Origin of the sequence: Pseudomonas sp. NBRC 111133 (assembly GCF_001320605.1) — a bacterium.
GTDB lineage: Bacteria > Pseudomonadota > Gammaproteobacteria > Pseudomonadales > Pseudomonadaceae > Aquipseudomonas > Aquipseudomonas monteilii.
In genome coordinates this window covers 71,179-94,660 of sequence record NZ_BCBJ01000071.1, presented here as the reverse complement: position 1 = coordinate 94,660, position 23,482 = coordinate 71,179, and the positions used below count along the sequence as shown (strand labels likewise).

Here is a 23,482-nt window from a genome sequence, read left to right as displayed (position 1 = left end):
GTTTCATCATGCGGTAGGATGGGGTACTGACCTGGTTAGAAGGAAGCGTCGTGAGAATTCGTGGACAGATTGGTGACTGGCCGGTGGACCTGACCATCGAGCTGGCGCCTGAAGAGTGGGCGCAGTTGGGGCGGCAGGTCGAGGTGCCGGTGGTGGCGCAGGCCGTTGCGGCGGCTCCGGTGGCGGCTGCGCGCCAGGATGACGGGCAGTGGGCGGCGGCACTCGATTTGTTGCGCCAGGCCGGGCAGCTATCTGGCCCCGAGTTGCTGGATAACCTGGCGGGCCTGACCGGTAGCGCAACAGCGGGCAAGAGGCTGCTGGTGCGTTTGCGACACAGTGCTGAGGTTCGTGTGCTGGCCGGCGAGGATGCCCCACTGTACTGTTGGCAGGGTGATGCAAGTGGGCAGCGTTAAGCCAAGGGTGGCAGCCGTCAACTGGTAAAACTGCCAGTTTTTATTCGCCACATAGAGGATTTGAATGGGCAGGCCTTCATTTACGGAAACCTGCCATGAAGACTGAAAACGATGCAGTAGTGCAAGCGTACGACTTGCGCGGTTGGCGCATGCACTTTGCTTTTAACGCTGAAAAGTTGAACGCTGCGCTATTACCAGCAGAGGCCGGATACTGTCCACACCGATACGCTGGACTTTGTTCATCGACGCCCAAGTGGTTGGCTGGTGACCCGGTGTGTGTTGGGCAGTCCGCTGCCGGAGTTTCCAACTGGCAACAGTGAAACAATCACCTTCGCAAGGCGCTTTGTATCCTACATGAGCTACGAGTTTCAAAGAGCGCCAGGCGCCGCTTATGCAGATCTACTGGAAGTAGTTGCTGGTAGCCAGAATGAGCGCCTGGCACTGTTTCAGTCCTTCAGGTTGGACCAGTGTGTTGGGACATATAAATACAACGGCGACACAGTCTTTACGCTGTCGGTTGGAGCCGACTTCTCCATAGGGTTTCTGGGGTGGGGACAGCGTGACACCGATGCCGGCTTGCCATTCAAGCTCCGTTTTGACAGCCTCCCTGCAAGGGACAAAGTTGTTGTGCTGCCCAAAACCGATGATGTCACTTATGGCGAGTGGCTGATGAAGGATTTGCGCTTCTATCTGCGGCGCGCTCAAGCTCCGCTTCCCCATGTTTTGTATATGGCTAACGCCAGCGAGAACAATGGTTCACTTTCTGCCAGTGTGAGCGATGGGCGTGCTGACAGGCTGAGCGTGGATGAAAGCCATTCGGGCCTATGCTACCTGCAAAGCAGTCACATTCCCGATGCAGGGTACTATGGGCGCGATTTCGAGCAATTGGCCCAGATAATTTTCCCGCGTGGGTATTTAAGATTCACCGGGCTTGATGAGGGTGATCCGGATGCCACGGTTGCCCAGGCCAGTCTGGCTGAAGCGGCACTTTTTGACGCGGGCGCCTTAGCCCCTGAGGCTGCCCTCTATTCTTCGCACGTCAGCCCCTTGGTCCGGATCGTTTCCGCCGGTAGTGCCGGTCAGCGCTTGGCGCTGAATACAGTCAACCCTGCCGCGCCGATCTGGCGATTCGCGTCGGAAACGTTAGGGCAACTCGTGCCTGACGGTCGCTTTTGCAGTTACATCCCGCAAGACGATGGCGGTGTCCGCTATGGCCAAAACCCGTTGACTCGCAAGGATGCTGCACTGCTCGATACCTTGAAAAGAAACCCCGTTGATATTGTTCGGATAATTACGGGCTTCACCCTGTTGCCGTATTACTCAACGATGATCGTGCTCAATGCTCAGCCTACCCATTACTTTAAAATTGCAGCCGTTGGCAACAAGTTAAAGTTGACTTTCTGTTATGTGGGCTGGGGGACCGGCGAGCAGGAAGTGCCGTTGGAGGAAACCGATTGGAAGGTGTTGGCGGGGGACGGGTCAGTGTCGGGCGGCGTTTTCACAGCAGGTGGGGTTTCTAAATTCAGTGTGCTGCAGGCGATCCACCGCAATCCGACCTACATGCAGTTTGCGGTTGTCATCATTCCAATGCCGTTGCTGACTGCGGCCGAGTTCGTGGCCATGCGCAATGGTGGTTGACGCCTGCAGGTGAAGGGTTGATAGCGATTGTGCTATCCACCCTCACCCCACTAACGGTGCTGGGCAGGTCAGAACATCGCCGCCGACAGCTTGCGGCGATACACGCCAACCAGCGGGTGATCGCCGCCGAGCAACTCGAACACTTGCAGCAATGCCTTCTGCGGCAAACCGTTCTCGTAGCCACGGTTACGCTGGAACAGCTTCAGCAACCCCTCCAGCGCCGCCTCATACTGCTGGCGCGCCAGCTGCTGAATGCTCAGCTGGTAAGCCGCTTCGTCATCCTGTGGGTTCTGCGCCAATCGGCTTTTCAGGTCCGCCACTTCCGGCAGGCTGGCCGCCTGACGCAGGAACGTCAGCTGTGCCTTGGCACCGGCCAGCGCAGCTTTGTGCTCGTCCGTCTTGACCGCATCCAGCACCACCTGGGCCTCGCCCAACTCACCACGCTCGGCCAGGCAGCGGGCATACAGGATCAGCGCCTCGGCATTGCTGTTGTCCTCACCCAGCAGCGCCTGCAACTGCGCTTCGGCTTCGGCAAAGCAGCTTTCGGCGAACAGCGCCTTGGCCTGTTCCAGTGGCGAAGCTGCAGGTGCGGCAGGCATCTGCACATGCGGTTCGAGCATGGCGCGAATCGCCGATTCCGGCTGGGCACCGGCAAAGCCGTCTACCGGCTGGCCGTCCTTGAACAGCACCACGGTCGGCAGGCTGCGAATGCCGAACTGGGCAACCACTTGCTGCTCTACGTCGCAGTTGATCTTGGCCAGCAGCAGCTCGCCCTGGTAACCCTCGGCAATCTTCGCCAGCAGCGGCATCAGTGCCTTGCACGGTGCACACCACTCGGCCCAGAAGTCCACCAGCACCGGCTTGTGGAAGGAGTTCTCGATCACCAGTTGCTGGAAGGTGGCATCGGTAGCGTCGAAAATGTAAGGCGTGTCTTGGGTCATCGCGACTCTCGCAAACTCGTGTATGGCACCACTATAAGGTGTCGCGGCTGGCGTGGTACAGGCTGACCCGGCGGAATTCGTGTGGCTCGGCCAAGTCTGGCAGGGTCAGCGCTTCGAGCACGCCCAACTGCTGGTACAGCGGGTGGCTGAAGTCGCGAACCCGCGAGTCGGCCACCAGCGCCTGGCGGCCGCGACCGAGGAAGGCATCCAGCAGCGGCAGGTTGGCGCGGTCATACAGCACATCGGCAACCAGGATCAGGTCAAAGCGGTCTTCTTCGGCAAAGAAGTCGCTGCTGTAGTTCAGCTCAACCCTGTTCAGGGCGGCATTGGCGCGGCAGGCATCGAGGGCCAGCGGGTCGAGGTCGCAGGCCACCACTTCCAGTGCACCGGCGCGTGCGGCGGCAATGCCAGCGATACCGGAGCCGGCGCCAAAGTCCAGCACGCGCTTGCCGGCCACCCATTCCGGGCGCTCGGCCAGGTAGCGGGCCATGGCCAGGCCGCTGGCCCAGCAAAAGCTCCAGTAGGGCGGCTCTTCAAGAATGCGCCGGGTTTCTTCGCTGCTGAAGGCGCGGTCCATGTTCTGGTCGTCGATCAGCCACAGCTTCAGGTCGCAGCCGGGCAGCTCGCTGACCACCAGGCGCGCTTCGCCTATCAGGCCGCTGAGGGCCTGTTGCAGGGCCAGTGGAGCCACTTACGGCGCCTTCTCGAAACGCAGCGGGCCGGTGGCCTGGGTCTGCGCTTGGGTAATACGCACCGGTGGCAGGTGCATGATCAGCTGGCCGGAGCTGCTGGCCCGGCCACGTAGCTCGACCCGCGCACCGGCCGGGAAGGCCTCGGGGTTGAAGCGCAGGTGGTAGGGCAGGGCCTGGCCGGTGCCGGTCAGGTTGCTGCTGGCCAGCAGGCGTTGCGGGCGGTCGCGTTCGTCGATCACCAGCAAGGCCAGTTCCACATCTGCCCCGGCTGGTATTTCCAGCAAGGTACCACTGAGCTCACGCTGGTAGGCCGGCAGCGGGCCCAGCACTTCTGCCGGTTTGGCCGCGCGAGCGGGCGTGGGTGCAGGGGATGCATCGGTCTTTGGCCTGTCGCTGCCGCAGGCGGTGAGCAGGGCGGCGCAGCACAGCACGACGAGCGCTCGGTAGTGCATGGGGTAGTCCTTCACGGGCAGAATTCCCATGGATGTTAACCCCTTTGGCTTGTCTTGCCAGTGCAATGCGCTACCATGGCCCTCCCTTTTTTTGTTGCCTGCCACCATGCACTGTCCCTTTTGCGGTGCCAACGACACCAAGGTCATCGATTCTCGCCTCGTTGCCGAGGGCGAGCAGGTGCGCCGCCGCCGCGAATGTGTGGCCTGTGGCGAGCGTTTCACCACCTTCGAAACCGCCGAGCTGGTGCTGCCCCGGCTGATCAAGCAGGACGGCACACGCCAGCCCTTCGACGAAGACAAGCTGCGTGCCGGCATGCAACGGGCCCTGGAAAAGCGCCCGGTCAGCGTCGAACGGCTGGAAGCGGCGCTGGCGCACATCAAGAGCCGGCTGCGCGCCACTGGCGAGCGCGAAGTGAAATCGCTGGTGGTGGGTGAAATGGTCATGGCCGAGCTGCGCAAGCTCGACGAAGTGGCCTACATCCGCTTTGCCTCGGTGTACCGGCGCTTCCAGGACCTGGACGAGTTCCGCGAAGAAATCGACCGCCTGGCCCGTGAGCCGGCTAAAGAGTGAACATGCCCAGCCAAGCCGCCATCCTTGACGCCCACTACATGGCCCGCGCGCTGGAGCTGGCGCGCAAAGGCCTGTACACCACCCACCCCAACCCCCGTGTAGGCTGCGTGATCGTGCGCGACGGCGAAGTGGTCGGCGAAGGCTGGCACGTGCGCGCCGGCGAGCCGCATGCCGAAGTGCATGCCCTGCGCCAGGCCGGTGAGCGTGCCCGCGGTGCCTGCGCCTACGTCACCCTGGAGCCGTGCAGCCACCATGGCCGCACGCCGCCCTGTGCCGAAGCGCTGGTCAACGCCGGTGTGGCGCGGGTGGTGGCCGCCATGCAGGACCCTAACCCGCAAGTGGCGGGGCAGGGCCTGCGGCGTTTGGCCGAGGCGGGTATTGAAGTGGCCAGCGGCGTGCTCGAAGCCGAGGCCCGCGCGCTCAACCCGGGCTTTCTCAAACGCATGGAACATGGCCTGCCGTTCGTGCGCGCCAAGCTGGCTATGAGCCTGGATGGCCGCACCGCCATGGCCAGTGGCGAAAGCCAGTGGATCACCGGCCCGGCTGCCCGTTCCGCGGTGCAGCGCCTGCGTGCCCGTTCCAGCGTGGTGCTGACCAGCGCTGCCAGCGTGCTGGCCGACAACGCCCGCATGACCGTGCGCGGCGACGAGCTGGGCCTAGACCCCGAAACCACCGCCCTGGCGCTCAGCCGCACACCGCTGCGCGTGCTGGTCGATGGCCGCCTGCGCCTGCCACTGGATGCGCCGTTCTTCCAGGCCGGCCCGGCCCTGGTGGTGACCGCTGTCGCAGATGACCCAGGCTATGCCGCTGCCGGCCACGAGTTGCTCAGCCTGCCGGGCGACAATGGCCAGGTCGACCTGCCTGCGCTGCTGCAAGCCCTGGCGGCGCGTGGCGTGAACGAAATCCTGCTGGAAGCCGGTGCCGGCTTGGTCGGCGCCTTTGCCCGGCAAGGCCTGGTCGACGAGTACCAGTTCTTCGTCGCCGGCACCTTCCTCGGCTCCAACGCCCGCCCGTTGCTGGACTGGCCGCTGGACAAGATGAGCAAAGCACCGCGGCTGAAAATTACCGAAATGCGCGCAGTGGGCGATGACTGGCGGGTCACGGCCATCCCCCTGCCGGCGCCCGGCGTATAATGCCGGGCTTGCCCCGTGCAAACCGTTTTTGAGGAAGACCCCATGTTCACCGGCATCATCGAATCCATCGGCACCATCCGCAGCCTCACCCCCAAGGGTGGCGACGTGCGCGTCTACGTCGAGACCGGCAAGCTCGACCTGGATGACGTCAAGCTCGGCGACAGCATCGCTGTCAACGGTGTGTGCCTGACCGCTGTCGAACTGCCGGGTGACGGCTTCTGGGCCGACGTCAGCGTCGAAACCCTCAAGCGCACCGCATTCATCGACCTCAAGAGTGGCAGCAAGGTCAACCTGGAAAAGGCCCTGACCCCCACCACCCGCCTGGGCGGGCACCTGGTCAGCGGCCACGTCGACGGGGTTGGTGAAATCATCTCGCGCAGCGATAACGCCCGCGCCATCCAGTTCCGCGTGCGTGCACCGAAGGAACTGGCCAAGTACATCGCCCACAAGGGTTCGATCACCGTCGACGGCACCAGCCTGACGGTCAATGAGGTCAATGGCGCCGAGTTCGAGCTGACCATTGTCCCGCACACCCTGTCCGAAACCATCATGGCCGACTACCGCGCAGGGCGTCGGGTAAACCTTGAGGTCGACCTGCTGGCCCGTTATCTGGAGCGCTTGCTGCTGGGTGACAAGGCTGCTGAACCGAGCAAGGGCAGTGGCATTACCGAAAGCTTCCTGGCCGCCAACGGCTTCTTGAAATCCTGATTGAGAAGGGGGTGCCGCGTGGCGCTCAACAGCATCGAAGAACTGGTTGAAGACATCCGCCAGGGCAAAATGGTCATCCTCATGGATGACGAAGACCGCGAAAACGAAGGCGACATCATCATGGCAGCCGAGTGCTGCCTGCCTGAGCACATCAACTTCATGGCCAAGCACGCCCGTGGCCTGATCTGCATGCCGATGACCCGCGAGCGTTGCGAAACGCTGAAGCTGCCGCTGATGGCGCCGCGCAACGGCTCGGGCTTCGGCACCAAGTTCACCGTGTCGATCGAAGCCGCCGAAGGCGTTACCACCGGCATTTCCGCCGCTGACCGCGCCCGTACCGTGCAGGCTGCCGCCGCCAAGGATGCCAAGGCCGAAGACATTGTCAGCCCAGGCCACATCTTCCCGCTGATGGCCCAGCCTGGCGGTACCCTGGCCCGCGCCGGCCACACCGAAGCCGCCTGCGACCTGGCGCGCATGGCTGGTTTCGAGCCAAGCGGCGTCATCTGCGAAGTGATGAACGACGACGGCACCATGTCGCGCCGCGCGGAACTGGAAGTGTTCGCCGCCGAGCACGGCCTGAAGATCGGTACCATTGCTGACCTCATCCACTACCGCATGATCCACGAGCGCACTGTGCAGCGCGTTTCCGAGCAGCCGGTGGAAAGCGAGCTGGGTGAGTTCAACCTGGTCACCTACCGCGATGCGGTGGAAGGCGACGTGCACATGGCCCTGACCCTGGGCAAGATCTGCGCCGAAGAGCCAACCCTGGTGCGCGTGCACAACATGGACCCGCTGCGCGACCTGCTGCTGGTCAAGCAGCCGGGCCGTTGGAGCCTGCGTGCGGCCATGGCTGCCGTGGCCGAGGCCGGCAGCGGCGTGGTGCTGCTGCTGGGCCACCCGCTGGACGGCGACGTGCTGCTGGCGCACATCCGCGAAAGCGCGGGCGATGCACCGGCCAAGGCACCGACCACCTACAGCACCGTGGGTGCCGGTTCACAGATCCTGCGCGACCTCGGTGTGCGCAAGATGCGCCTGATGAGTTCGCCGATGAAGTTCAATGCGATATCCGGATTCGATCTGGAAGTTGTAGAATACGTGCCCTCCGAGTGACTTGAGGCGGCAGTGACGCCCTCCAGCTCGAGTCCATACCCCTGTCGAGGCCGCCAGCATGCGGCCTCGCTCTTGAAGATGAGAATATCGGAATGACCCTGAAGACCATCGAAGGTACCTTCATCGCCCCCAAAGGTCGCTATGCTTTGGTGGTTGGCCGCTTCAACAGCTTCGTCGTCGAAAGCCTGGTAAGCGGTGCCGTTGATGCCCTGGTACGCCACGGTGTCAGCGAAAGCGACATCACCATCATCCGTGCCCCGGGTGCATTCGAAATCCCGCTGGTGGCACAGAAGGTCGCCCAGCAAGGCGCCTACGACGCGATCATCGCCCTGGGTGCCGTGATCCGTGGTGGTACCCCGCACTTCGAATACGTGGCGGGCGAATGCACCAAGGGCCTGGCCCAGGTATCCATGGAGTTCGGTGTTCCGGTGGCCTTCGGCGTACTGACCGTCGACTCCATCGAGCAAGCCATCGAACGTTCCGGCACCAAGGCCGGCAACAAAGGTGCTGAAGCTGCCCTGTCCGCTCTGGAAATGGTCAGCCTGCTGGCGCAGTTGGAGGCCAAGTGATTAGCGACGAAAGCGATCGTTTCAACCCGCGCGATCCAAAACCTGCGGATGCCGGCAAGCCCTCGAAGAGCGCCAAGCGCCGCGAAGCCCGCAAGCTCGCGACCCAGGCCCTGTACCAGTGGCACATGGCCCAGCATTCGCTGAACGAGATCGAAGCGCAGTTCCGGGTGGATAACGATTTCACAGATGTCGACGGTGCCTATTTCCGCGAGATCCTGCATGGGGTCCCGGCAATCAAGGGCGAAATCGACAAGGCGCTGGTGCCTTGCATGACCATCGCACTGGAAGAGCTCGACCCGGTCGAACTGGCCGTGCTGCGTCTGTCCACCTGGGAACTGATCAAGCGCGTCGATGTGCCTTACCGCGTCGTGATCAACGAAGGTGTCGAGCTGGCCAAGGTCTTCGGTGCCACTGATGGCCACAAGTTCGTCAACGGCGTGCTGGACAAGCTCGCTCCGGCCCTGCGTGAAGCAGAAGTCAAGGCGAACAAGCGCTGATTCCGGCGCTGCCTGCCCATGGGTGAGTTCGAGCTGATCAACCATTACTTTGCCGCCGCGCCCTGTGCGCAGGGCGGCGAGGGCGTGGCACTGGGGATCGGTGACGATTGCGCCCTGCTGCAGCTTCCCCCGGGTGAGCAACTGGCGGTGTCGACCGATACCCTGGTCGCCGGGGTGCATTTTCCTGCTGTCTGCGATCCGCTTCTGCTCGGCCAGCGCTCGTTGGCCGTGGCGGCCAGTGACCTGGCGGCCATGGGGGCGACCGCAATCGGCTTCACCCTCGCCCTGACCCTGCCGGATGTTGGCCCAGACTGGCTGGCCGCCTTTGCGGACGGCCTAAGCCGCATGGCCCACCGCTGCCGCATGAGCCTGATCGGGGGGGATACCACCCGGGGGCCACTGAGCATCACCGTTACCGTGTTCGGCCGCGTGCCGGCTGGCCAGGCGTTGCGCCGCAGCGGTGCACGGCCAGGCGACTTGCTGTGCGTCGGCGGGGTTTTGGGCAAGGCCGCCGGTGCATTGCCGCTGGTACTGGGTGAGCGCGAGGCGCCCGCCGAGCTGGCTGAGTCGCTGCTTGCCCATTACTGGTCGCCGATGCCGCAGCTCACCCTGGGCACGCTGCTGCGCGGCCAGGCCACCGCAGCGCTGGACATCTCCGATGGCCTGCTCGCAGATTGTGGGCATATCGCCAAGGCGTCCGGCGTGGCGCTGGAGGTGAACCTGGATCAGGTGCCAGTGTCTCCTGCTGTAGAGGCCTTCCTCGGCCGCGAGGCGGCAGTGCAGGCTGCGCTTGCGGGTGGCGACGATTACGTGCTGGCCTTCACGCTGCCGCCTGAGGCGCTGGCGCCCTTGGCCAACCTCGGTTTCGTCGAGGTGCATACCATTGGCCGTGTGCTCGAAGGGCAGGGCGTGACCTTGCGCGACGCGCAGGGCCGGGACATCACCCCCGTTCAGCGGGGCTATCAACACTTTAGGGAGACACCGTGACCGATCACCCCAACCAGGTGCCTGCGGAGTTCGTTCCGCCTTCGGTCTGGCGCAACCCGTGGCACTTCATCGCCTTCGGCTTCGGTTCCGGCACCTTGCCCAAGGCCCCAGGCACCTGGGGTTCGCTGGTGGCCATACCGTTCATCCCGTTGTGGCAGATGCTGCCCGACTGGGGGTACTGGCTGCTGCTCGGCGTGAGCATGCTGTTTGGCTTCTGGTTGTGCGGCAAAGTCGCCAATGACTTGCGTGTACACGACCATGAAGGCATTGTCTGGGATGAGATTGTCGGCATGTGGATCACCCTCTGGCTGGTGCCGGAAGGCTGGCAGTGGCTGCTGGCAGGGTTCCTGATGTTCCGCTTCTTCGACATCCTCAAGCCGTGGCCGATCCGCTGGATCGACCGCCATGTGCACGGGGGCGTCGGTATCATGCTCGACGATATCCTGGCCGGCGTGTTCGCCTGGCTGGGCATGCAGGTTCTGGTGTGGGCGGTTGCCTGAAACAGGGAGCGCGTGAATGGCCATAAGGACTGTGCTGCTGGCAATGCTGCTGAGTGTTGCCCCGTGGGTGACAGCTGCTGACGGTGTGCCGAAGCAGATACATTTGGTCAGTGAAGAGTGGCTCGACTATACCAACGCCGACGGTACCGGGGTCGCCTGGGACGTGCTGCGCAAGGTGTTCGAGCCGGCCGGGGTCAAGGTGGTGACCCAGAGCGCGCCCTACAGCCGGGCGGTCGGGTTGGTGAAACGGGGCGAGGCTGATGCCTGGGTGGGTTCGTACAAGGCAGAGAACGACGATAACCTTTACCCGCGCTGGCACTTCGACATGGACCATATCTACGCCTTGGGGCTGGCCAGCAAGCCTGTGCCCACCTCTGAGAACGTGGGTAAATACCGCCTGGCGTGGGTACGCGGCTATGACTACGCCAGCTATCTGCCCAATGTGCATGACTTCCGGGAAGTTCAGCGCCGCGAAGGCATCTTGCCGATGCTTGAGCATGACCGGGTGGATTTCTATATCGATGCGCTGACCGAGGTTGACTACGTGCTCGGCCAAAGCTCCCAGCCTGAGCGCTTCCGTCGCACGCATGTGGCCGAGCTGCCGCTGTACCTGGCCTTTACCCGTAACGACCAGGCCAAAGCCTTGAGCGACCTGTTTGACAAGCGCATGGCCGAGTTGGTGCGCAGTGGCGAACTGAAGCCGATCTTCGAGCGCTGGAAGCAGCCGTATCCGTTCACTTCGGATAGCAAACCGCACTGAAGCCAGGGCCGGGCCTGGATAGCCTAAGCATCGAACTTTTCGATCTTAAGCCACGGTATTCAGCCAGCCCACATCCCCCAACCTGCTGATACAATCGGCTCACGAGAAATTTCCTACTTATTCCAGGAGCACAACGTGCCCGTCGTCTTTGTTGCCGCCTCTAAACTCCCGACGCCTTTCGCGACTTTCACCATGCATGGCTTTCTCGACGAAGCCACTGGCCGTGAGCACGTTGTGCTCAGCCTGGGTGACATCGCGGACGGTCAGCCGGTGCTGGGGCGTCTGCACTCCGAGTGCCTGACCGGCGATGCCCTGTTCAGCCAGCGCTGCGACTGCGGCTCTCAGCTGGAAGCCGCGCTGCAGGCCATCGCCCGTGAAGGCCGTGGCGTGCTGCTGTACCTGCGCCAGGAAGGCCGTGGCATTGGCCTGCTGAACAAGATCCGCGCCTACGAGCTGCAGGATGGCGGCGCCGACACCGTCGAAGCCAATGAGCGCCTGGGCTTTGCCGCCGACCAGCGCGACTATGCCATGTGCCTGCCGATGCTGGAGCACCTGGGCGTGAAGTCGCTGCGGCTGATGACCAACAACCCGCGCAAGGTCAAAGCCCTGACCGACATGAACATCGTGGTTGCCGAACGTGTGCCGCTGCACACCGGCCACAATCCGCACAACCGCTACTACCTGGCGACCAAGGCCGGCAAATTGGGCCACATGCTGGGCAACGAACACCAAGGCGAGGCGCCCCAGGCGTGACCCGCACCGAGGTCAAGCGGCGCCTGGCGCTGGCCTGGTGGCAGTACCTGGCGGTGGGCCTGGTGCCGCTGCCGGTGATGGCCTGGGCCTTTGGTGGCGGTGACGCACTGATCCCGGTGCTGGCCATGCCACTGTTCATTGCCGGCGCGGCGACCATGTTCCTCAGCCTGCCGCGTTTCGGGGCTTACAAGCGGGCCCTGATCGCCACCTCCAAGGTGCTTGGCACGGGCGAAGAGCCCGCCGCCTGGATCGAACTGGCGCGGGTTCGGCGCTTGGCCATGCTGTATGCCTGCTTCCCGGCCTGGGTCGCTGCGCTGTCGGTGCTGGTCGGACTGGAAGCGGTGCCGCAGATCCTGCTGGCGCTGTCCACCGTGGTGGTGCTGTACCTCTATCGCATTCCGCGTCAGCTCGGTTAATGCGCCTGCTGGCTGGCCTTCTGGTGCTGGTAGCCTGCACCGCACTGGCCGCTGAACCCATGCGGGTCGTCAGTCTGGCGCCGTCGATGACTGAAATCATGCTCGAACTGCAGGCCGACGACCTGCTGGTGGGTGTGCTTGACGGTGGTGAACGGCCGGCGGCGCTGCGCGACCTGCCCTCGGTGGGGCGCCAAGGGCAACTGGACATGGAGCGCCTGCTCAGCCTGCGCCCTGACCTGTTACTGCTGTGGCCTGGCAGCGTGCCGCCCGCCCAGCGCGACCAGCTCAAGCGCCTGGGCATTGCGACTTTCAGTGCCGAACCCCATGACATCAAGCAACTAATTGAGCAGATCGAGGCCATTGCCGGGCGCGTCGGGCGTGCCGAGCAAGGCCATCAGTACGCCCAGGCCCTGCGGGAGCGGTTGGGGCAGCTGCGTCAGCAGTATCGGCGCGATGAGCCATTGCAGGTGTTCTATCAGGTCTGGGACCGCCCCTTGTACACCTTGGGTGGCCGGCAGGTGGTCAGCGATGCCTTGGCCGTGTGCGGGGCGCGCAATGTGTTCGCCGACCTCAGTCAGCCGGCGCCACAGGTGAATGTGGAGTCTGTGCTGCTGCGCAACCCGCAGGTCATCCTGGCTGGCGATCAGGCGCAGCTTGCGAGCTGGAAGGCCTGGCCGCAACTGCGTGCGGTTGCCGATGGCCGCTTGCTGGTGGTACCTGACAAAGGCCTGGAGCGCCCCAGCGGGCAGATGATCGAAGCCACCGCCCGCCTGTGCGCGTTGCTCGCGGCTAAAGCGCCGGCGTCCAGGTAAGGCTGAACAGCAGCGTACGGCCTTCTTCGCGGTACGGGTGGTAGGCGCCTTCATAGCTGTAAAGGGCACGGTTGTAGGCGCGGTCCAGCAGGTTATCCAGCTTTGCTTCCAGTTTCACTTCATCCGTGGCTGCCCAGCTACCGCGCAAACCGAGCAGGCCATAGCCGCCGATGCGGTTGCGGTTGGCTTCATCGTCATAGCTACTGCTGACTGCTTGCCAGCTTGCCCCCACGCTGAAACGCCCCAGTTCACGGTCCAGGTCCAGGCTCAGTGTGCGGCGGGCACGGCGGGCGAGGGTGTGGCCGCTGTCGCGGTCACGCGGGTCGATCAGTGCCAGGCCCAGCTGGCTGCGCCACGGGCCCCATTGTTGCGCCAGGGCCATCTCGAAACCGTTGATGCGTGCCGAGGCGACATTGCGGGGTATCGAGTCCTGGCCGAACACGATCGCATCGCGCAGGTCTGTGCGGTACAGCGAGGTTTCCAGGCGGCTGTCCGTGGTCAGCTGGCTGCGCCATTGCAACTCGTAGCTTCTGGAGTGCTCGGGGTCCAGGCCCGGGTTGCTGAACTGGGGGTAATACAGGTCATTGAAGGTTGGCGCCCGAAAGCCTTCGCTGTAGGACAGCAGCACGTCGTTCTGCGCATTCAACGGTACGGTCAGGCTGCCGCTCCAGGTGGTCTGTCCGCCGAACTGCTGGTTACGGTCAAGGCGCACGCCGACTTCGGTGGAGAATTGCTCGCCTTTGTAACGATGCTGGACGAATACGGCGCGGTTCCAGCGGCTGTCCTCGGTGAAATCGGTGCTGGCGTGCACGCGGTCTTCGTACCAGTCGCCACCCAGCAGCAGGCTGTGTTGCTCGCCCAGGGCCAGGTCGTTCTGCCAGGAAACCTGGTCACGGTAGGTGTTGAACACGAAGCGTTCGGCGCTGAGCTTGTCGCGCTTGTCGTCGCGGTTCTCACTGTGGGCCAGTTCCAGCCGCGAATGCCAGGTATCGGTGACCTGGGCATCGAAATAGCTGCCCAGGCTGCTAACGCTGAAATCGGTGTAGGGCTTTTGCCCGAAGCTTTCGAAGGTGACCGGGTCGAAGCCGCCGAACGGGTTGTCGTACTCGCTGCGGCCACGGCTGTCGAGCAGGTTCAGGCCGGCCTCGAAGCGTTCGCCGAAGGTGTGGCTCAGGCTCAGGTTGAGCGACTTGTTGCGGTAGGCGTCGTGGTCGCCGTCGCTGGCGAATGATGGCCCGGTCGAGTCGATGCCGGCGGTTTCATCCAGGCTGGCGCCGAGGTTGAACCGGGTTTCGCCATTACCTCCTGAGAGGCCAAGGCTTCGCTGGAACGTCTGGTTGCTGCCCGTTGCCAGGCGCAGGCGCGGTTGCAGGCCGTTGCCATTGCTACGGCGGGTAAAGATCTGGATCACTCCACCAATGGCATCGCTGCCGTACACCGCCGAGCGCGAGCCGCGCAGCACTTCGACACGTTCGATCTGGTCCACGTCCAGAAATTGCAGGCCGCTGTCGCCAGAGGTCGCGTTGGCGATGCGTACGCCATCGACCAGCACCAGGCTCTGTGCGGCCTTGGTACCGCGTATGAAGATGCCAGGCAGGCTGCCACGGCCACCGGTGGGGGCCACTTGTACGCCGGGCACGCGGGCGAGTAGGTCGGTGACGCTGGTGGGTTGCAGGCGGTCGATGTCGGTGCGGGTGAAGACGGTGTTCGCGGCGCTGGTGGCGGTGCGTGACTCGACCTGGCGGCTGGCGCTTATGAGTACGTCGGGGAGCTTGAGGGCGTCGTCGCGTTCGGCAGCCAGCAGCGGGAGAGGGAGGCAAAGCAGGGTGGCAAAGGTTGGGTTTCTCATTTTCTGCACCATAGCATTCGCGGGCACGCCCGCTCCCACAGGTATATCTCCGGCCTTAAGAGCAGTGGATTACCTGTGGGAGCGGGCGTGCCCGCGAATAGGCCCTAGAGGCCGAGCTTGGCCATGCGGGCCTTCACCGAAGCTTCGATCCCCGCTGCATCCAGCCCACACTCAGCCAGCATTTGCGCAGGCTTGGCATGCTCGACATAGATGTCCGGCAGCCCCAGGTGCAGCAACGGTTTGACCACGGCTTCGTTGGCAAGGAACTCACCCACCGCAGCACCCGCGCCACCCATGATGGCGTTCTCTTCAATGGTCACCAGCAGCGAGTGGCTGCCAGCCAGCTCCAGCACCAAGGCTTCGTCCAGCGGCTTGACGAAACGCATGTCGAGCACAGTCGCGTTGATCTGCTCGGCCACTTGCATGGCCTCGGCCAGTTGAACACCAAACACCAGAAGGGCGACGTTCTCACCTTGGCGACGAACCACGCCCTTGCCGATTTCCAGCGGTTCGAGGTCGCCGCTGATCGGCGCATTCGGGCCGGTGCCACGCGGGTAGCGAACAGCCGCCGGACCGTTGTACAGGTGGCCGGTGCTAAGCATCTTGCGCAGCTCGTTCTCGTCGCTCGGGGTCATCACCAGCATGCCTGGGATGCAGCGCAGGTACGACAAGTCGTAGCTGCCCGCGTGAGTCGGGCCGTCTTCGCCAACCAGGCCGGCGCGGTCGATGGCGAACAGTACGTCGAGGTTCTGCACCGCCACGTCGTGGATCAGCTGGTCGTAGGCGCGCTGCAGGAAGGTGGAGTAGATCGCCACCACCGGCTTGCTGCCCTCGCAGGCCATACCGGCTGCCAGGGTGACGGCGTGCTGCTCGGCAATCGCTACGTCGAAGTAACGTTCTGGGTAGCGCTCGCTGAAGGCTACAAGATCCGAGCCTTCCTTCATCGCCGGGGTAATGCCCACCAGGCGGTTGTCGGCGGCAGCCATGTCGCACAGCCACTGGCCGAACACGGCAGAATATTTCGGCCCGCTGGCTTTTTTCGGCGCGGCAGGCTTGTCGGCCGGCTCCAGCTTGGTGATGGCGTGGTAGCCGATCGGGTCAATCTCGGCCGGGGCGAAGCCCTTGCCCTTCTTGGTCACCACATGCAGGAACTGCGGGCCTTTCAGGTCTCGCATGTTGCGCAGGGTGGCGATCATGGTCGGCAGGTCGTGGCCGTCGATCGGGCCGATGTAGTTCCAGCCCAGCTCTTCGAACAGGGTCCCGGGGGCGAGCATGCCCTTGGCGTACTCCTCGGTGCGACGGGCAATTTCCCAGGCGCCGGGCAGGCGCGACAGCACTTTCTTGCTGCCTTCGCGCATGCTCGAGTAGGTGCGGCTGGAGAGAATCTTGGCCAGGTAGTTGGACAGGCCACCGACATTGCGCGAAATCGACATGTCGTTGTCGTTGAGGATCACCAGCATGTCGGCGTTGACTTCCTGGGCGTGGTTCAACGCCTCGAAGGCCATACCGGCGGTCAGCGCACCATCCCCGATCACCGCAATCGACTTGCGTGCGCTGTTTTGCAGGCGGGCGGCAATGGCCATGCCCAGTGCGGCGCTGATCGAGGTGCTGGAGTGGCCAACGCCAAAGGTGTCGTACTCGCTTTCGCTGCGGCGCGGGAAGGCGGCGATACCGTCCTTCTGGCGCAGGCTGAGCATGCGGTTACGGCGCCCGGTGAGGATCTTGTGCGGGTAGGCCTGGTGGCCGACGTCCCACACCAGTCGGTCGTCCGGGGTGTCGAATACGTAGTGCAGGGCGATGGTCAGCTCGATCACGCCCAGGCCGGCACCAAAATGCCCACCGGTCTGACCCACGGTGTAGAGCAGTTCCTGGCGCAGTTCGTCGGCCAGGGTCTCCAGGTCGGCTTCGGCCAGCCGGCGCAGGCCGGCAGGCGTGTCAGCGCGGTCGAGCAACGGCGTGACCGGGCGTTCGCGGGGGATCTCTTGAAACGTCGTGGGCATCAGGCGAGTCGTTATAGGTGTGTGAAGACGCGGCAGTTTACCCCATTGTAGGAAAAGCTGCCCATTCATGCGGGTGGCAGTTGGGGCCGCTCTGCAGCCCCAATCAATCAGTTACGGCGTTCGACAATGTAGCGCGCCAACGCCCGCAGCGGCTCGGCCTTTTCGCCGAACCCATCCAGTGCGACCAGCGCCTGGTCGCGCAGTTCGATCGCATAGGTCTTGGCCGCTTCCAGCCCTAGCAGTGCCGGGTAGGTCGGTTTGTCACGGGCTATGTCAGCGCCCTGGCGTTTGCCCAGGGTGGCGGTGTCGCTTTCAACGTCGAGGATGTCGTCCTGCACCTGGAATGCCAGGCCGATAGCCTGTGCGTAAGTTTGCAGGGCATCCAGCTGCGCCTGTTCCGCATGGGCGCTGGCCAGGGCTCCGAGACGTACGCTGGCTTCAATCAGCGCGCCAGTCTTGTGCCGGTGCATGAACTCCAGCGCCTGCTGGTCCAGCTTCAGGCCAACCGAGCCGAGGTCGATGGCTTGGCCACCGACCATACCAGCCGGGCCGGCAGCTTTGGCCAAGGCCTGGACCATGGCCAGTCGAATGCTGTCGCTCTGCGGGCTCAGGCGCGGGTCGAGCAGGGCGCTGAACGCTAGGCTCTGCAAGCCGTCGCCAGCCAGAATGGCGCAGGCTTCATCGAAGGCTTTGTGAGTGGTCGGCTGGCCGCGACGCAGGTCGTCGTCGTCCATGGCCGGCAGGTCGTCATGCACCAGCGAATAAGCGTGAATCAGTTCGACCGCGCAGGCTGCGCCGTTGGCTTGTTCGGCCGGGGCACCCAGGGCTTCGCAGGCTGCATAGGCCAGCAATGGGCGCACACGCTTGCCGCCGTTCATCACGCTGTAGCGCATGGCGGCATAAAGGCGTTCCAGCTCTTTGGTCGGGGCGACGAACAGGGGTTCGAGGGCTGCGTCGACACGCGCCTGGCAACTGGCCTGGTAGGTGCCGATCATGCTTCTGGCTCCGCGTCGAAGGGCTGGGCAGCCAGCTCGCCATCGCGCTCCAGCAGAATTTGGACCTTCTGTTCGGCCTGGGCCAGGGCACTTTGGCAATCACGGGTCAGGGCGATGCCTTGCTCGAAGGCGGCCAGCGACTCTTCCAGCGACAACTCGCCGTTCTCCAGGCGCTCGACCAGTGCTTGCAGGTCTGCGAGGGATTGCTCGAAATCGAGGGAGGCTTTTTTGCGGGCCATGGCGACTGTCTCGGTGGCATGTCAGAACGGCGCGACACTAGCAGAGCGGGGCGGGGGGAGCAAACTTCAGGGGTAATGAGGCGGGTTTCACAGGCCCTTTCGCGGGTAAACCCGCGAATGGCCCCAAGGTGATCTATCAGGCAGGCTCGGCTTCCCGCTCCAGCATCGCCTCCCGATACCGCGCCAGCTCCTCGATGGTCAGCACCGGCAAGTTGTACTGCCGCGCATACACCGCTACCTGCTCGCCACGGGCCATGCTGCCATCGGGGTTCATCAGCTCGCACAGCACCGCCGCAGGGCGCAGGCCGGCCAGGCGTGCCAGGTCCACCGAGCCTTCAGTGTGCCCACGGCGGGTCAACACCCCGCCATTGCGGGCGCGCAGCGGGAACACATGCCCTGGGCTGACGATATGGCGTTGTTCGGCGCTGGAACGCAATGCTGCGCCAATGGTGGTGATGCGGTCCTGGGCAGAAACCCCGGTGGTGATGCCTTCTGCCGCTTCGATGGTGACGGTGAAACCGGTGCCGTGGCGGGCCTGGTTGTTCTGCACCATCGGCGCCAGTTGCAGTTCGTCAACGGTGGCTTCGTCCAGGCACAGGCAGACGATGCCGCTGCAGTCGCGGATCATCATGGCCATGGTCTGCAGCGTGATGTTTTCGGCAGCCGCAATGATGTCCGCTTCGTCTTCGCGGTCGTCATCATCAAGCAGCAATACAGGGCGCCCGGCCTGGAAGGCGGCGATGGCGGCAGAAACATTGGGGAATTGCGGGTGGTGAAGGGTGGACATGAAACGCTCCTCGTGAATGATCGATGAACGTCTCGGGGCGAACAAAATGCGCGCGCAGGGGCGCCCGGATAGGCCCCTGCCTGACGCCTTCTTTCATCCGGACTGTGACCGTCGGCTCTGGAGTCGCACCAGATCTGCTGACCCCCGGCATGGCCGGGGCGCTCGCGGGCTCATCTTTCGATTTACCGCCGGTGGGGACTTTCACCCCGCCCTGAAGACCGGCCAAGCATAACGCACATGGCCACCTCACTGGCAACCCACGCGTCTACGACCTTCGGCGGGCTGGCCAGAGATGCCATAGCCATCTACCACACGGTACGTCATCGCAACTTCTAAAGTGCCGGGCAGCCCGCTTGGGGCAGATACTTGAGGATTGCAGATATGGCCACGCTTTACCCGTTCACTGCCAACGACGTGACAGATGCCTTTGCCGTGCTCGACAACACGCTCTTCGACAAGGCACGTGAGGCTGATGGGCCTGACAGTGACCCCACCCCGAACATGCTAATCGTTGCGGGGGCGCAAGGGTCGGGCAAGACTTACTTGCTGGAGAAGCAGTTGCTACCCAGCAAGCGCTACGAGAACCATGTGCGGCTTTATTTGCCTGAGTTCCGCAAACTGCACCCGCACTACGCACAGATGAGCGAGCACGGTGTGTTGCATGTTTACCAACACACCGAAGCCTTCGTCAGAGCGCTGAGCGGCAAGGTTTTCGAGTATGCCTTCGCCAACCGCTACAACATCATCATGGAGTCGGCACTGGACGATGAAGCGTTCGCCGGTTTCCCGCCTGCTGCCGTAGAGGCAGGTTACCGCTTCGAGATTCACATGATTGCCTGCAAAGAGGAGTTCAGCCACTGGGCAACCCTCGACCGTGGCGTTAAAAGTGTCGTCAAGGGTGAAATCGAGCGGTTCGTGGCGTTGTCGCAGATCCAGGCTTCCCAGGCGAATGCCCGGAAGATCCTGAACGCTTTTGAAAGTGCCTGCCTACAGGCACCCGGGTCGCAAGTGACGCTTTATGAACGAGGCTTCGAGACGGATCAGCAGAGCAAAGTGCTGTGTCACAGCCGGTGTGATGCCCAGGGTGTGCTGACCCCACAGGCGGACTACGATGGCCAGCCGTTCTTCCGGGCGCCTTACCACGACACACCTGTTGAAATCCGGCGCAGCCCTGAGGGCAGTGGTTCTGGCGTTTACCTTCAGTTCTTCCAGGTTGTGCATGCCAGCATGCTCGATGAGCCGGTGCGCCAGCAGATGGTCGCGGCATGCTGCAAGACGCTTGGCCGGACACCAGATCTTGTAGCCCGGATTCCCAGGGATGCCTTCCGTGAGCTGAGCCAGTACGTGCTCAAGTACATCTATCCTTGACGATGCGACGGAGCAGCAGGCCGGAGCGGGATTCCCTGTTATCTGGCCTACTGCTCGATCACCGCGTTCAAGGAAGCCCCCAGCATTTGCCCATGATCCAGCCCATCGAACCGTTCGAAGCGCACCTGAAGGCTTTTTACCTTGGCCAGATCCGCCGCCAGCTCGCGCGCGGGCTTCTCGACATCGCCTTTAAGCTGCGCCCTGGGTTTCGAGGGTTCTTCGCTGCCCCGGTCACCGCTGGCGCCGAGCTTGCTCGGATCTTGGGGCGACGGGTACAGCGCTTGGCTCAGCTCGGTCTTTTCGACGCCAGGGGCCAGATGGCAACCAATGCACATGGCGTTGTAGTTACCGGCGCCGATGCGAATCAGGTTTTCATTCTTGAGGTTCGGTACCTCGATATCCCTGGCCCGTACCTCGATGGACCGATCCCTGGCCATGGCCAGAAAGGCATGCACGGCCGGGAAATGGGGATCATCAGCCCCGACGTTCACCAGGCCAAAGTCAGCTGCGCCCAATACGCCGGCACCGGCGACGGCGCCTGCTGCTGCAAGCGTTGTAATTGTTTTTTTCATCTCGGGCTCTCAAAACCACATGCGGATGCCGGCAATGAAACGCGCTTCATCCACATCGCCGCCCTCGTCGCGGATGAAATCGGCCGTTCTGCCATAGGAACGGTTCCAGGTGATGCCTATGTAAGGTGCGAACTGGCGAACAATTTCATACCGTAGCCGCAGCCCGACCTCCGTATTGGCCAGGCCAGAGCCCACACCGCGCTCAGGGTCGTTCTTGCCATAGAAATTGGCTTCGGCGGTGGGCTGAAGAATCAGGCGATTGGTCAGCAGAATGTCGTAGTCGCCTTCCAGGCGCGCGGCGGTTTGACCGTTCTCACCCAGGAACGCGGTGGCTTCGGCCTCGAAGCCGTAAAGCGCCATGCCCTGGATACCGAATGCAGCCCAGGTCTGCGGGGATTGCGGTTTGAAATCCTGGCGCACCCCGGCAACCACATCCCACCAGGGGCTGACAGCGCGGCCATAGAGCAACTGCAACTCGGCATCTTCGGTGACGCCGTTGGTGCGTTCGCCTTCGGAGCGAAACCACACCCGGTTGATATCGCCGCCGACCCACCCGGTAGCATCCCAGGCCAGGGTGCTTCCCTCGTCTGCATCCTGATACTCAAGCTGGTCCAGCAAGAAGAGGCTATTGAGTGCGCTGTCGTGCACCTGATGCCCTCCCAGCGGGGGGAATGCCGCCTGCCGGTCTGCATCCGTCAATTCGGGAATCGGCGTTCGGCTGGTCGTCGCAGGGGTGGCAGCACCATGGTTCATCTTCGAGTGATCCATGCTTCTATGATCCATGCCCTTCATCGCGCCATGGTTGTCGCTGGACCACGACGACGGGGCGTAGACAGCCAGCAGGCCTGCGGTGGTAGCAGAGAGGAAAATTGCGCTTTGCTTCATAGGTTTTTTCATCTCGGACTTCCCGCTCATTCGTCCACGCGGACTTCTCGGAACATGCCCATTTCCATGTGGAACAGCAGGTGGCAGTGATAGGCCCAGCGCCCCAAGGCATCCGCAGTCACGCGGTAACTTCGCTTCGAGCCAGGCGGCATGTCGATGGTGTGCTTGCGCACCATGAAGTTGCCGTTCTCATCCTCCAGGTCGCTCCACATACCATGAAGGTGGATGGGGTGAGTCATCATGGTGTCGTTGACCAAGGTGATACGAAGGCGCTCCCCGTATTTGAGACGCAGCGGCTCGGCATCGGAAAACTTGACCCCGTCGAACGACCAGGCGAACTTTTCCATGTGGCCTGTGAGGTGCAACGCGAGGGTGCGGCCAGGTTCTCGGCCGTCGGGATCAATGAAGGTGCTGCGCAGGTCCGCATAGGTCAGCACACGGCGGCCGTTGTTACGCAGCCCGATGCCCGGGTCGCTCAGTTTCGGCGTCGGGCTCATCGTCTGCATGTCGACCAAGGGGTTGTTGGTCTCTGAGTCAGGATGGCGCTGCATGGCCCCACTCATGCCGGCCATCTGGCTGTGGTCCATGCCGGCCATGCTGCCATGGTCCATCCCCGCCATGCCGCTGTGATCCATACCCATGTCGCTCATGGAAATCAGCGGGCGTGGATCAACAGCTGGAACAGCCGCTTGCAAGCCTTCGCGGACAACCAACGTTCCCCTGGCATAGCCGGTACGGTCCATGGATTGAGCAAAGAGGGTGTATGCCTGCTCATCTTCGGGCTCGACAATCACATCGTAGGTTTCAGCAACCGCGATACGGAACTCGTCGACCGATACCGGCTTCACATATTGCCCATCCGCCGCAACCACGGTCATCTTCAGGCCGGGAATACGCACGTCGAAATACGTCATGGCGGAGCCGTTGATGAAGCGCAGGCGAATTTTTTCGCCAGGCTTGAATATCCCCGTCCAGTTGCCGCCCGGTGTCTGGCCATTCATGAGGTAGGTGTAGGTGTACCCGCTCACGTCCGCGAGATCGGTGGGGCTCATGTTCATTTCGGCCCACATCGTGCGATCAGCCACCGCAGCGGACCAGCCCATTTCGCACACGTCGTTGACGAAATCACCCACCGTCCGTTTGTGGAAGTTGTAGTAGTCAGACTGTTTCTTGAGCTTGGACAGCACCCGGGCAGGGTCTTCATCCGTCCAGTCGCTGAGCATCACCACGTAATCCCGGTCATAGGTGAACGGCTCGGGTTCTTTCGCATCGATGACCAGCGCGCCGTACACCCCAACCTGTTCCTGGAAGCCTGAATGGCTGTGGTACCAGTAGGTGCCGTTCTGATGGACTTTGAACCTGTACTCATACAGGCCATCCGGGGCGATGCCATCGAAGCTCAGGCCAGGCACGCCATCCATGTTGGCCGGCAGGATGATGCCGTGCCAGTGGATGGAGGTGTCCTGCTTCAAACGGTTGCGCACGCGAAGCGTAACGGTATCGCCTTCGCGCCAGCGAAGCGTTGGGCCAGGTATAGAGCCGTTGATGGCCATCGCTGTGCGCGTTGTGCCGGTGATATTGACCGGCAGTTCACCGATGTACAGGTCGAAGTCGCTGCCCGTCAGCACGGTTGGCTGGCCAGGGCTGTTCAAGGCCCACACCGGCGTGCGCCACATGCCCAACCCGCCGAGCAGTCCGGTAGCGGCCAGGCCTTTGACGAAGGTGCGTCTTGTGGTTTTGCTTTGCATGCCGTTGCGTCCAGTCGTGTGGAGTGCGGATATCCTGGCTGCTGGATGTCGCAGCCCACGACCAAACTAGCGAGTTGCCGCTGTCAG

The 23,482-nt window shown here is 63.0% G+C and carries 25 protein-coding genes, 2 pseudogenes and 1 riboswitch; of the genes and pseudogenes, 15 read left to right on the top strand and 12 right to left on the bottom strand.

All coding sequences use genetic code 11. From position 1 onward, the window contains the following. The first annotated feature begins 50 nt into the window (after positions 1–50). Positions 51–413, top strand: coding sequence for a hypothetical protein (locus APH36_RS16845; protein ID WP_060499548.1), 363 nt, complete (start codon positions 51–53; stop codon positions 411–413). Positions 414–767: 354 nt separating this feature from the next. Next, positions 768–2,051 carry a hypothetical protein gene (locus APH36_RS16840; RefSeq protein ID WP_060499547.1) on the top strand — a complete coding sequence of 428 codons (1,284 nt, stop codon included), beginning with the start codon at positions 768–770 and terminating at the stop codon, positions 2,049–2,051. A 68-nt stretch (positions 2,052–2,119) separates the two neighbouring features. Here the strand turns inward: APH36_RS16840 and trxA are convergent, their stop codons facing one another. From trxA to APH36_RS16825, 3 genes are read right to left on the bottom strand one after another with little or no spacing between them, the layout of a single operon-like run. Continuing rightward, positions 2,120–2,992: a thioredoxin gene (gene trxA, locus APH36_RS16835; RefSeq protein WP_060499546.1), complete on the bottom strand. Its 873-nt coding sequence runs from the start codon at positions 2,990–2,992 to the stop codon at positions 2,120–2,122. Between the two features lie 31 nt (positions 2,993–3,023). After that, positions 3,024–3,683 carry a methyltransferase gene (locus tag APH36_RS16830; protein WP_060499545.1) on the bottom strand — a complete coding sequence of 220 codons (660 nt, stop codon included), beginning with the start codon at positions 3,681–3,683 and terminating at the stop codon, positions 3,024–3,026. Further along, positions 3,684–4,136, bottom strand: coding sequence for a YbaY family lipoprotein (locus APH36_RS16825; RefSeq protein ID WP_060499544.1), 453 nt, complete (start codon positions 4,134–4,136; stop codon positions 3,684–3,686). 106 nt (positions 4,137–4,242) lie between these two features. Between APH36_RS16825 and nrdR the strand changes: the two genes are divergently transcribed. The 12 genes from nrdR to APH36_RS16765 all read left to right on the top strand — a co-directional run bounded on the left by nrdR (position 4,243) and on the right by APH36_RS16765 (position 12,952). Then, the gene (nrdR, locus tag APH36_RS16820; protein ID WP_009685710.1) at positions 4,243–4,707 is read left to right on the top strand and encodes a transcriptional regulator NrdR; all 465 of its coding nucleotides are present in this window, start codon (positions 4,243–4,245) and stop codon (positions 4,705–4,707) included. A gap of 2 nt (positions 4,708–4,709) precedes the next feature. Further along, complete coding sequence (gene ribD, locus APH36_RS16815; protein WP_060499543.1) at positions 4,710–5,840, top strand: bifunctional diaminohydroxyphosphoribosylaminopyrimidine deaminase/5-amino-6-(5-phosphoribosylamino)uracil reductase RibD; 1,131 nt, start codon at positions 4,710–4,712, stop codon at positions 5,838–5,840. A gap of 42 nt (positions 5,841–5,882) precedes the next feature. Then, entirely contained in the window at positions 5,883–6,548 is a 666-nt protein-coding gene (locus tag APH36_RS16810; protein ID WP_060499542.1) for a riboflavin synthase, read from the top strand. Between the two features lie 18 nt (positions 6,549–6,566). Continuing rightward, complete coding sequence (ribBA, locus tag APH36_RS16805; RefSeq protein WP_016484697.1) at positions 6,567–7,658, top strand: bifunctional 3,4-dihydroxy-2-butanone-4-phosphate synthase/GTP cyclohydrolase II; 1,092 nt, start codon at positions 6,567–6,569, stop codon at positions 7,656–7,658. A 92-nt stretch (positions 7,659–7,750) separates the two neighbouring features. Further along, entirely contained in the window at positions 7,751–8,227 is a 477-nt protein-coding gene (gene ribE / locus APH36_RS16800) for a 6,7-dimethyl-8-ribityllumazine synthase (RefSeq protein ID WP_003255395.1), read from the top strand. Next, on the top strand, positions 8,224–8,724 hold the full coding sequence (nusB, locus tag APH36_RS16795; protein ID WP_003255393.1) for a transcription antitermination factor NusB: 501 nt from the start codon (positions 8,224–8,226) through the stop codon (positions 8,722–8,724). Before ribE ends, nusB begins: the two co-directional genes overlap by 4 nt. Before the next feature lie 18 nt (positions 8,725–8,742). Beyond that, on the top strand, positions 8,743–9,711 hold the full coding sequence (gene thiL, locus APH36_RS16790; protein WP_060499541.1) for a thiamine-phosphate kinase: 969 nt from the start codon (positions 8,743–8,745) through the stop codon (positions 9,709–9,711). Next, complete coding sequence (locus tag APH36_RS16785; RefSeq protein ID WP_003255391.1) at positions 9,708–10,211, top strand: phosphatidylglycerophosphatase A; 504 nt, start codon at positions 9,708–9,710, stop codon at positions 10,209–10,211. The genes thiL and APH36_RS16785 overlap by 4 nt, the downstream gene beginning before the upstream one ends. 16 nt (positions 10,212–10,227) lie before the next feature. Next, positions 10,228–10,971 carry an ABC transporter substrate-binding protein gene (locus APH36_RS16780; protein ID WP_060499540.1) on the top strand — a complete coding sequence of 248 codons (744 nt, stop codon included), beginning with the start codon at positions 10,228–10,230 and terminating at the stop codon, positions 10,969–10,971. Positions 10,972–11,106: 135 nt separating this feature from the next. Next, on the top strand, positions 11,107–11,724 hold the full coding sequence (gene ribA, locus APH36_RS16775) for a GTP cyclohydrolase II (RefSeq protein ID WP_012270291.1): 618 nt from the start codon (positions 11,107–11,109) through the stop codon (positions 11,722–11,724). Continuing rightward, on the top strand, positions 11,721–12,140 hold the full coding sequence (locus APH36_RS16770; RefSeq protein WP_060499539.1) for a hypothetical protein: 420 nt from the start codon (positions 11,721–11,723) through the stop codon (positions 12,138–12,140). Before ribA ends, APH36_RS16770 begins: the two co-directional genes overlap by 4 nt. Continuing rightward, positions 12,140–12,952 (top strand): cobalamin-binding protein, encoded by an 813-nt coding sequence (locus APH36_RS16765; RefSeq protein ID WP_060499538.1) that lies wholly within the window; start codon positions 12,140–12,142, stop codon positions 12,950–12,952. The genes APH36_RS16770 and APH36_RS16765 overlap by 1 nt, the downstream gene beginning before the upstream one ends. Here the strand turns inward: APH36_RS16765 and APH36_RS16760 are convergent. From APH36_RS16760 to ribB, 5 genes are all read right to left on the bottom strand, one after another. Further along, positions 12,930–14,801 (bottom strand): TonB-dependent receptor domain-containing protein, encoded by a 1,872-nt coding sequence (locus APH36_RS16760; RefSeq protein WP_060499537.1) that lies wholly within the window; start codon positions 14,799–14,801, stop codon positions 12,930–12,932. The genes APH36_RS16765 and APH36_RS16760 overlap by 23 nt on opposite strands. Positions 14,802–14,905: 104 nt before the next feature. Next, a complete protein-coding gene (gene dxs / locus APH36_RS16755) occupies positions 14,906–16,801 on the bottom strand; it encodes a 1-deoxy-D-xylulose-5-phosphate synthase (protein ID WP_060499536.1) in 1,896 nt (631 codons plus the stop codon). 107 nt (positions 16,802–16,908) lie between these two features. Then, positions 16,909–17,796, bottom strand: coding sequence for a (2E,6E)-farnesyl diphosphate synthase (gene ispA, locus APH36_RS16750; protein WP_060499535.1), 888 nt, complete (start codon positions 17,794–17,796; stop codon positions 16,909–16,911). Next, the gene (locus APH36_RS16745; protein ID WP_060499534.1) at positions 17,793–18,035 is read right to left on the bottom strand and encodes an exodeoxyribonuclease VII small subunit; all 243 of its coding nucleotides are present in this window, start codon (positions 18,033–18,035) and stop codon (positions 17,793–17,795) included. The genes ispA and APH36_RS16745 overlap by 4 nt, the downstream gene beginning before the upstream one ends. A gap of 136 nt (positions 18,036–18,171) precedes the next feature. Next, on the bottom strand, positions 18,172–18,822 hold the full coding sequence (gene ribB / locus APH36_RS16740; RefSeq protein WP_016715363.1) for a 3,4-dihydroxy-2-butanone-4-phosphate synthase: 651 nt from the start codon (positions 18,820–18,822) through the stop codon (positions 18,172–18,174). An 81-nt stretch (positions 18,823–18,903) separates the two neighbouring features. Further along, positions 18,904–19,045, bottom strand: a riboswitch (FMN riboswitch). A 158-nt stretch (positions 19,046–19,203) separates the two neighbouring features. Between ribB and APH36_RS16735 the strand changes: the two genes are divergently transcribed. After that, complete coding sequence (locus APH36_RS16735; protein WP_060499533.1) at positions 19,204–20,190, top strand: zeta toxin family protein; 987 nt, start codon at positions 19,204–19,206, stop codon at positions 20,188–20,190. A gap of 47 nt (positions 20,191–20,237) precedes the next feature. Here the strand turns inward: APH36_RS16735 and APH36_RS33060 are convergent. The 4 genes and pseudogenes from APH36_RS33060 to APH36_RS16720 all read right to left on the bottom strand — a co-directional run. Continuing rightward, positions 20,238–20,420, bottom strand: a pseudogene (locus tag APH36_RS33060) (alpha/beta hydrolase); the annotation flags it as partial. Beyond that, positions 20,421–20,762, bottom strand: a pseudogene (locus APH36_RS16730) (cytochrome c); the annotation flags it as partial. Positions 20,763–20,771: 9 nt separating this feature from the next. Then, positions 20,772–21,659, bottom strand: coding sequence for a copper resistance protein B (locus tag APH36_RS16725; protein ID WP_156342157.1), 888 nt, complete (start codon positions 21,657–21,659; stop codon positions 20,772–20,774). A gap of 14 nt (positions 21,660–21,673) precedes the next feature. Further along, on the bottom strand, positions 21,674–23,395 hold the full coding sequence (locus APH36_RS16720) for a copper resistance system multicopper oxidase (protein ID WP_060499531.1): 1,722 nt from the start codon (positions 23,393–23,395) through the stop codon (positions 21,674–21,676). Positions 23,396–23,482: the final 87 nt, after the last annotated feature.

Excerpts from the sequence above, each read along its gene's own strand:
- APH36_RS16725 (WP_156342157.1), bottom strand. The coding sequence starts at position 21,659 with ATGAAAAAACCTATGAAGCAAAGCGCAATTTTCCTCTCTGCTACCACC.
- thiL (WP_060499541.1), top strand. The coding sequence starts at position 8,743 with ATGGGTGAGTTCGAGCTGATCAACCATTACTTTGCCGCCGCGCCCTGT.
- APH36_RS16720 (WP_060499531.1), bottom strand. The coding sequence starts at position 23,395 with ATGCAAAGCAAAACCACAAGACGCACCTTCGTCAAAGGCCTGGCCGCT.
- trxA (WP_060499546.1), bottom strand. The coding sequence starts at position 2,992 with ATGACCCAAGACACGCCTTACATTTTCGACGCTACCGATGCCACCTTC.
- APH36_RS16735 (WP_060499533.1), top strand. The coding sequence starts at position 19,204 with ATGGCCACGCTTTACCCGTTCACTGCCAACGACGTGACAGATGCCTTT.
- APH36_RS16825 (WP_060499544.1), bottom strand. The coding sequence starts at position 4,136 with ATGCACTACCGAGCGCTCGTCGTGCTGTGCTGCGCCGCCCTGCTCACC.
- ispA (WP_060499535.1), bottom strand. The coding sequence starts at position 17,796 with ATGATCGGCACCTACCAGGCCAGTTGCCAGGCGCGTGTCGACGCAGCC.
- nrdR (WP_009685710.1), top strand. The coding sequence starts at position 4,243 with ATGCACTGTCCCTTTTGCGGTGCCAACGACACCAAGGTCATCGATTCT.
- ribB (WP_016715363.1), bottom strand. The coding sequence starts at position 18,822 with ATGTCCACCCTTCACCACCCGCAATTCCCCAATGTTTCTGCCGCCATC.
- ribE (WP_003255395.1), top strand. The coding sequence starts at position 7,751 with ATGACCCTGAAGACCATCGAAGGTACCTTCATCGCCCCCAAAGGTCGC.
- APH36_RS16765 (WP_060499538.1), top strand. The coding sequence starts at position 12,140 with ATGCGCCTGCTGGCTGGCCTTCTGGTGCTGGTAGCCTGCACCGCACTG.
- APH36_RS16810 (WP_060499542.1), top strand. The coding sequence starts at position 5,883 with ATGTTCACCGGCATCATCGAATCCATCGGCACCATCCGCAGCCTCACC.
- APH36_RS16760 (WP_060499537.1), bottom strand. The coding sequence starts at position 14,801 with ATGAGAAACCCAACCTTTGCCACCCTGCTTTGCCTCCCTCTCCCGCTG.
- APH36_RS16840 (WP_060499547.1), top strand. The coding sequence starts at position 768 with ATGAGCTACGAGTTTCAAAGAGCGCCAGGCGCCGCTTATGCAGATCTA.
- ribD (WP_060499543.1), top strand. The coding sequence starts at position 4,710 with ATGCCCAGCCAAGCCGCCATCCTTGACGCCCACTACATGGCCCGCGCG.
- APH36_RS16780 (WP_060499540.1), top strand. The coding sequence starts at position 10,228 with ATGGCCATAAGGACTGTGCTGCTGGCAATGCTGCTGAGTGTTGCCCCG.
- dxs (WP_060499536.1), bottom strand. The coding sequence starts at position 16,801 with ATGCCCACGACGTTTCAAGAGATCCCCCGCGAACGCCCGGTCACGCCG.
- APH36_RS16745 (WP_060499534.1), bottom strand. The coding sequence starts at position 18,035 with ATGGCCCGCAAAAAAGCCTCCCTCGATTTCGAGCAATCCCTCGCAGAC.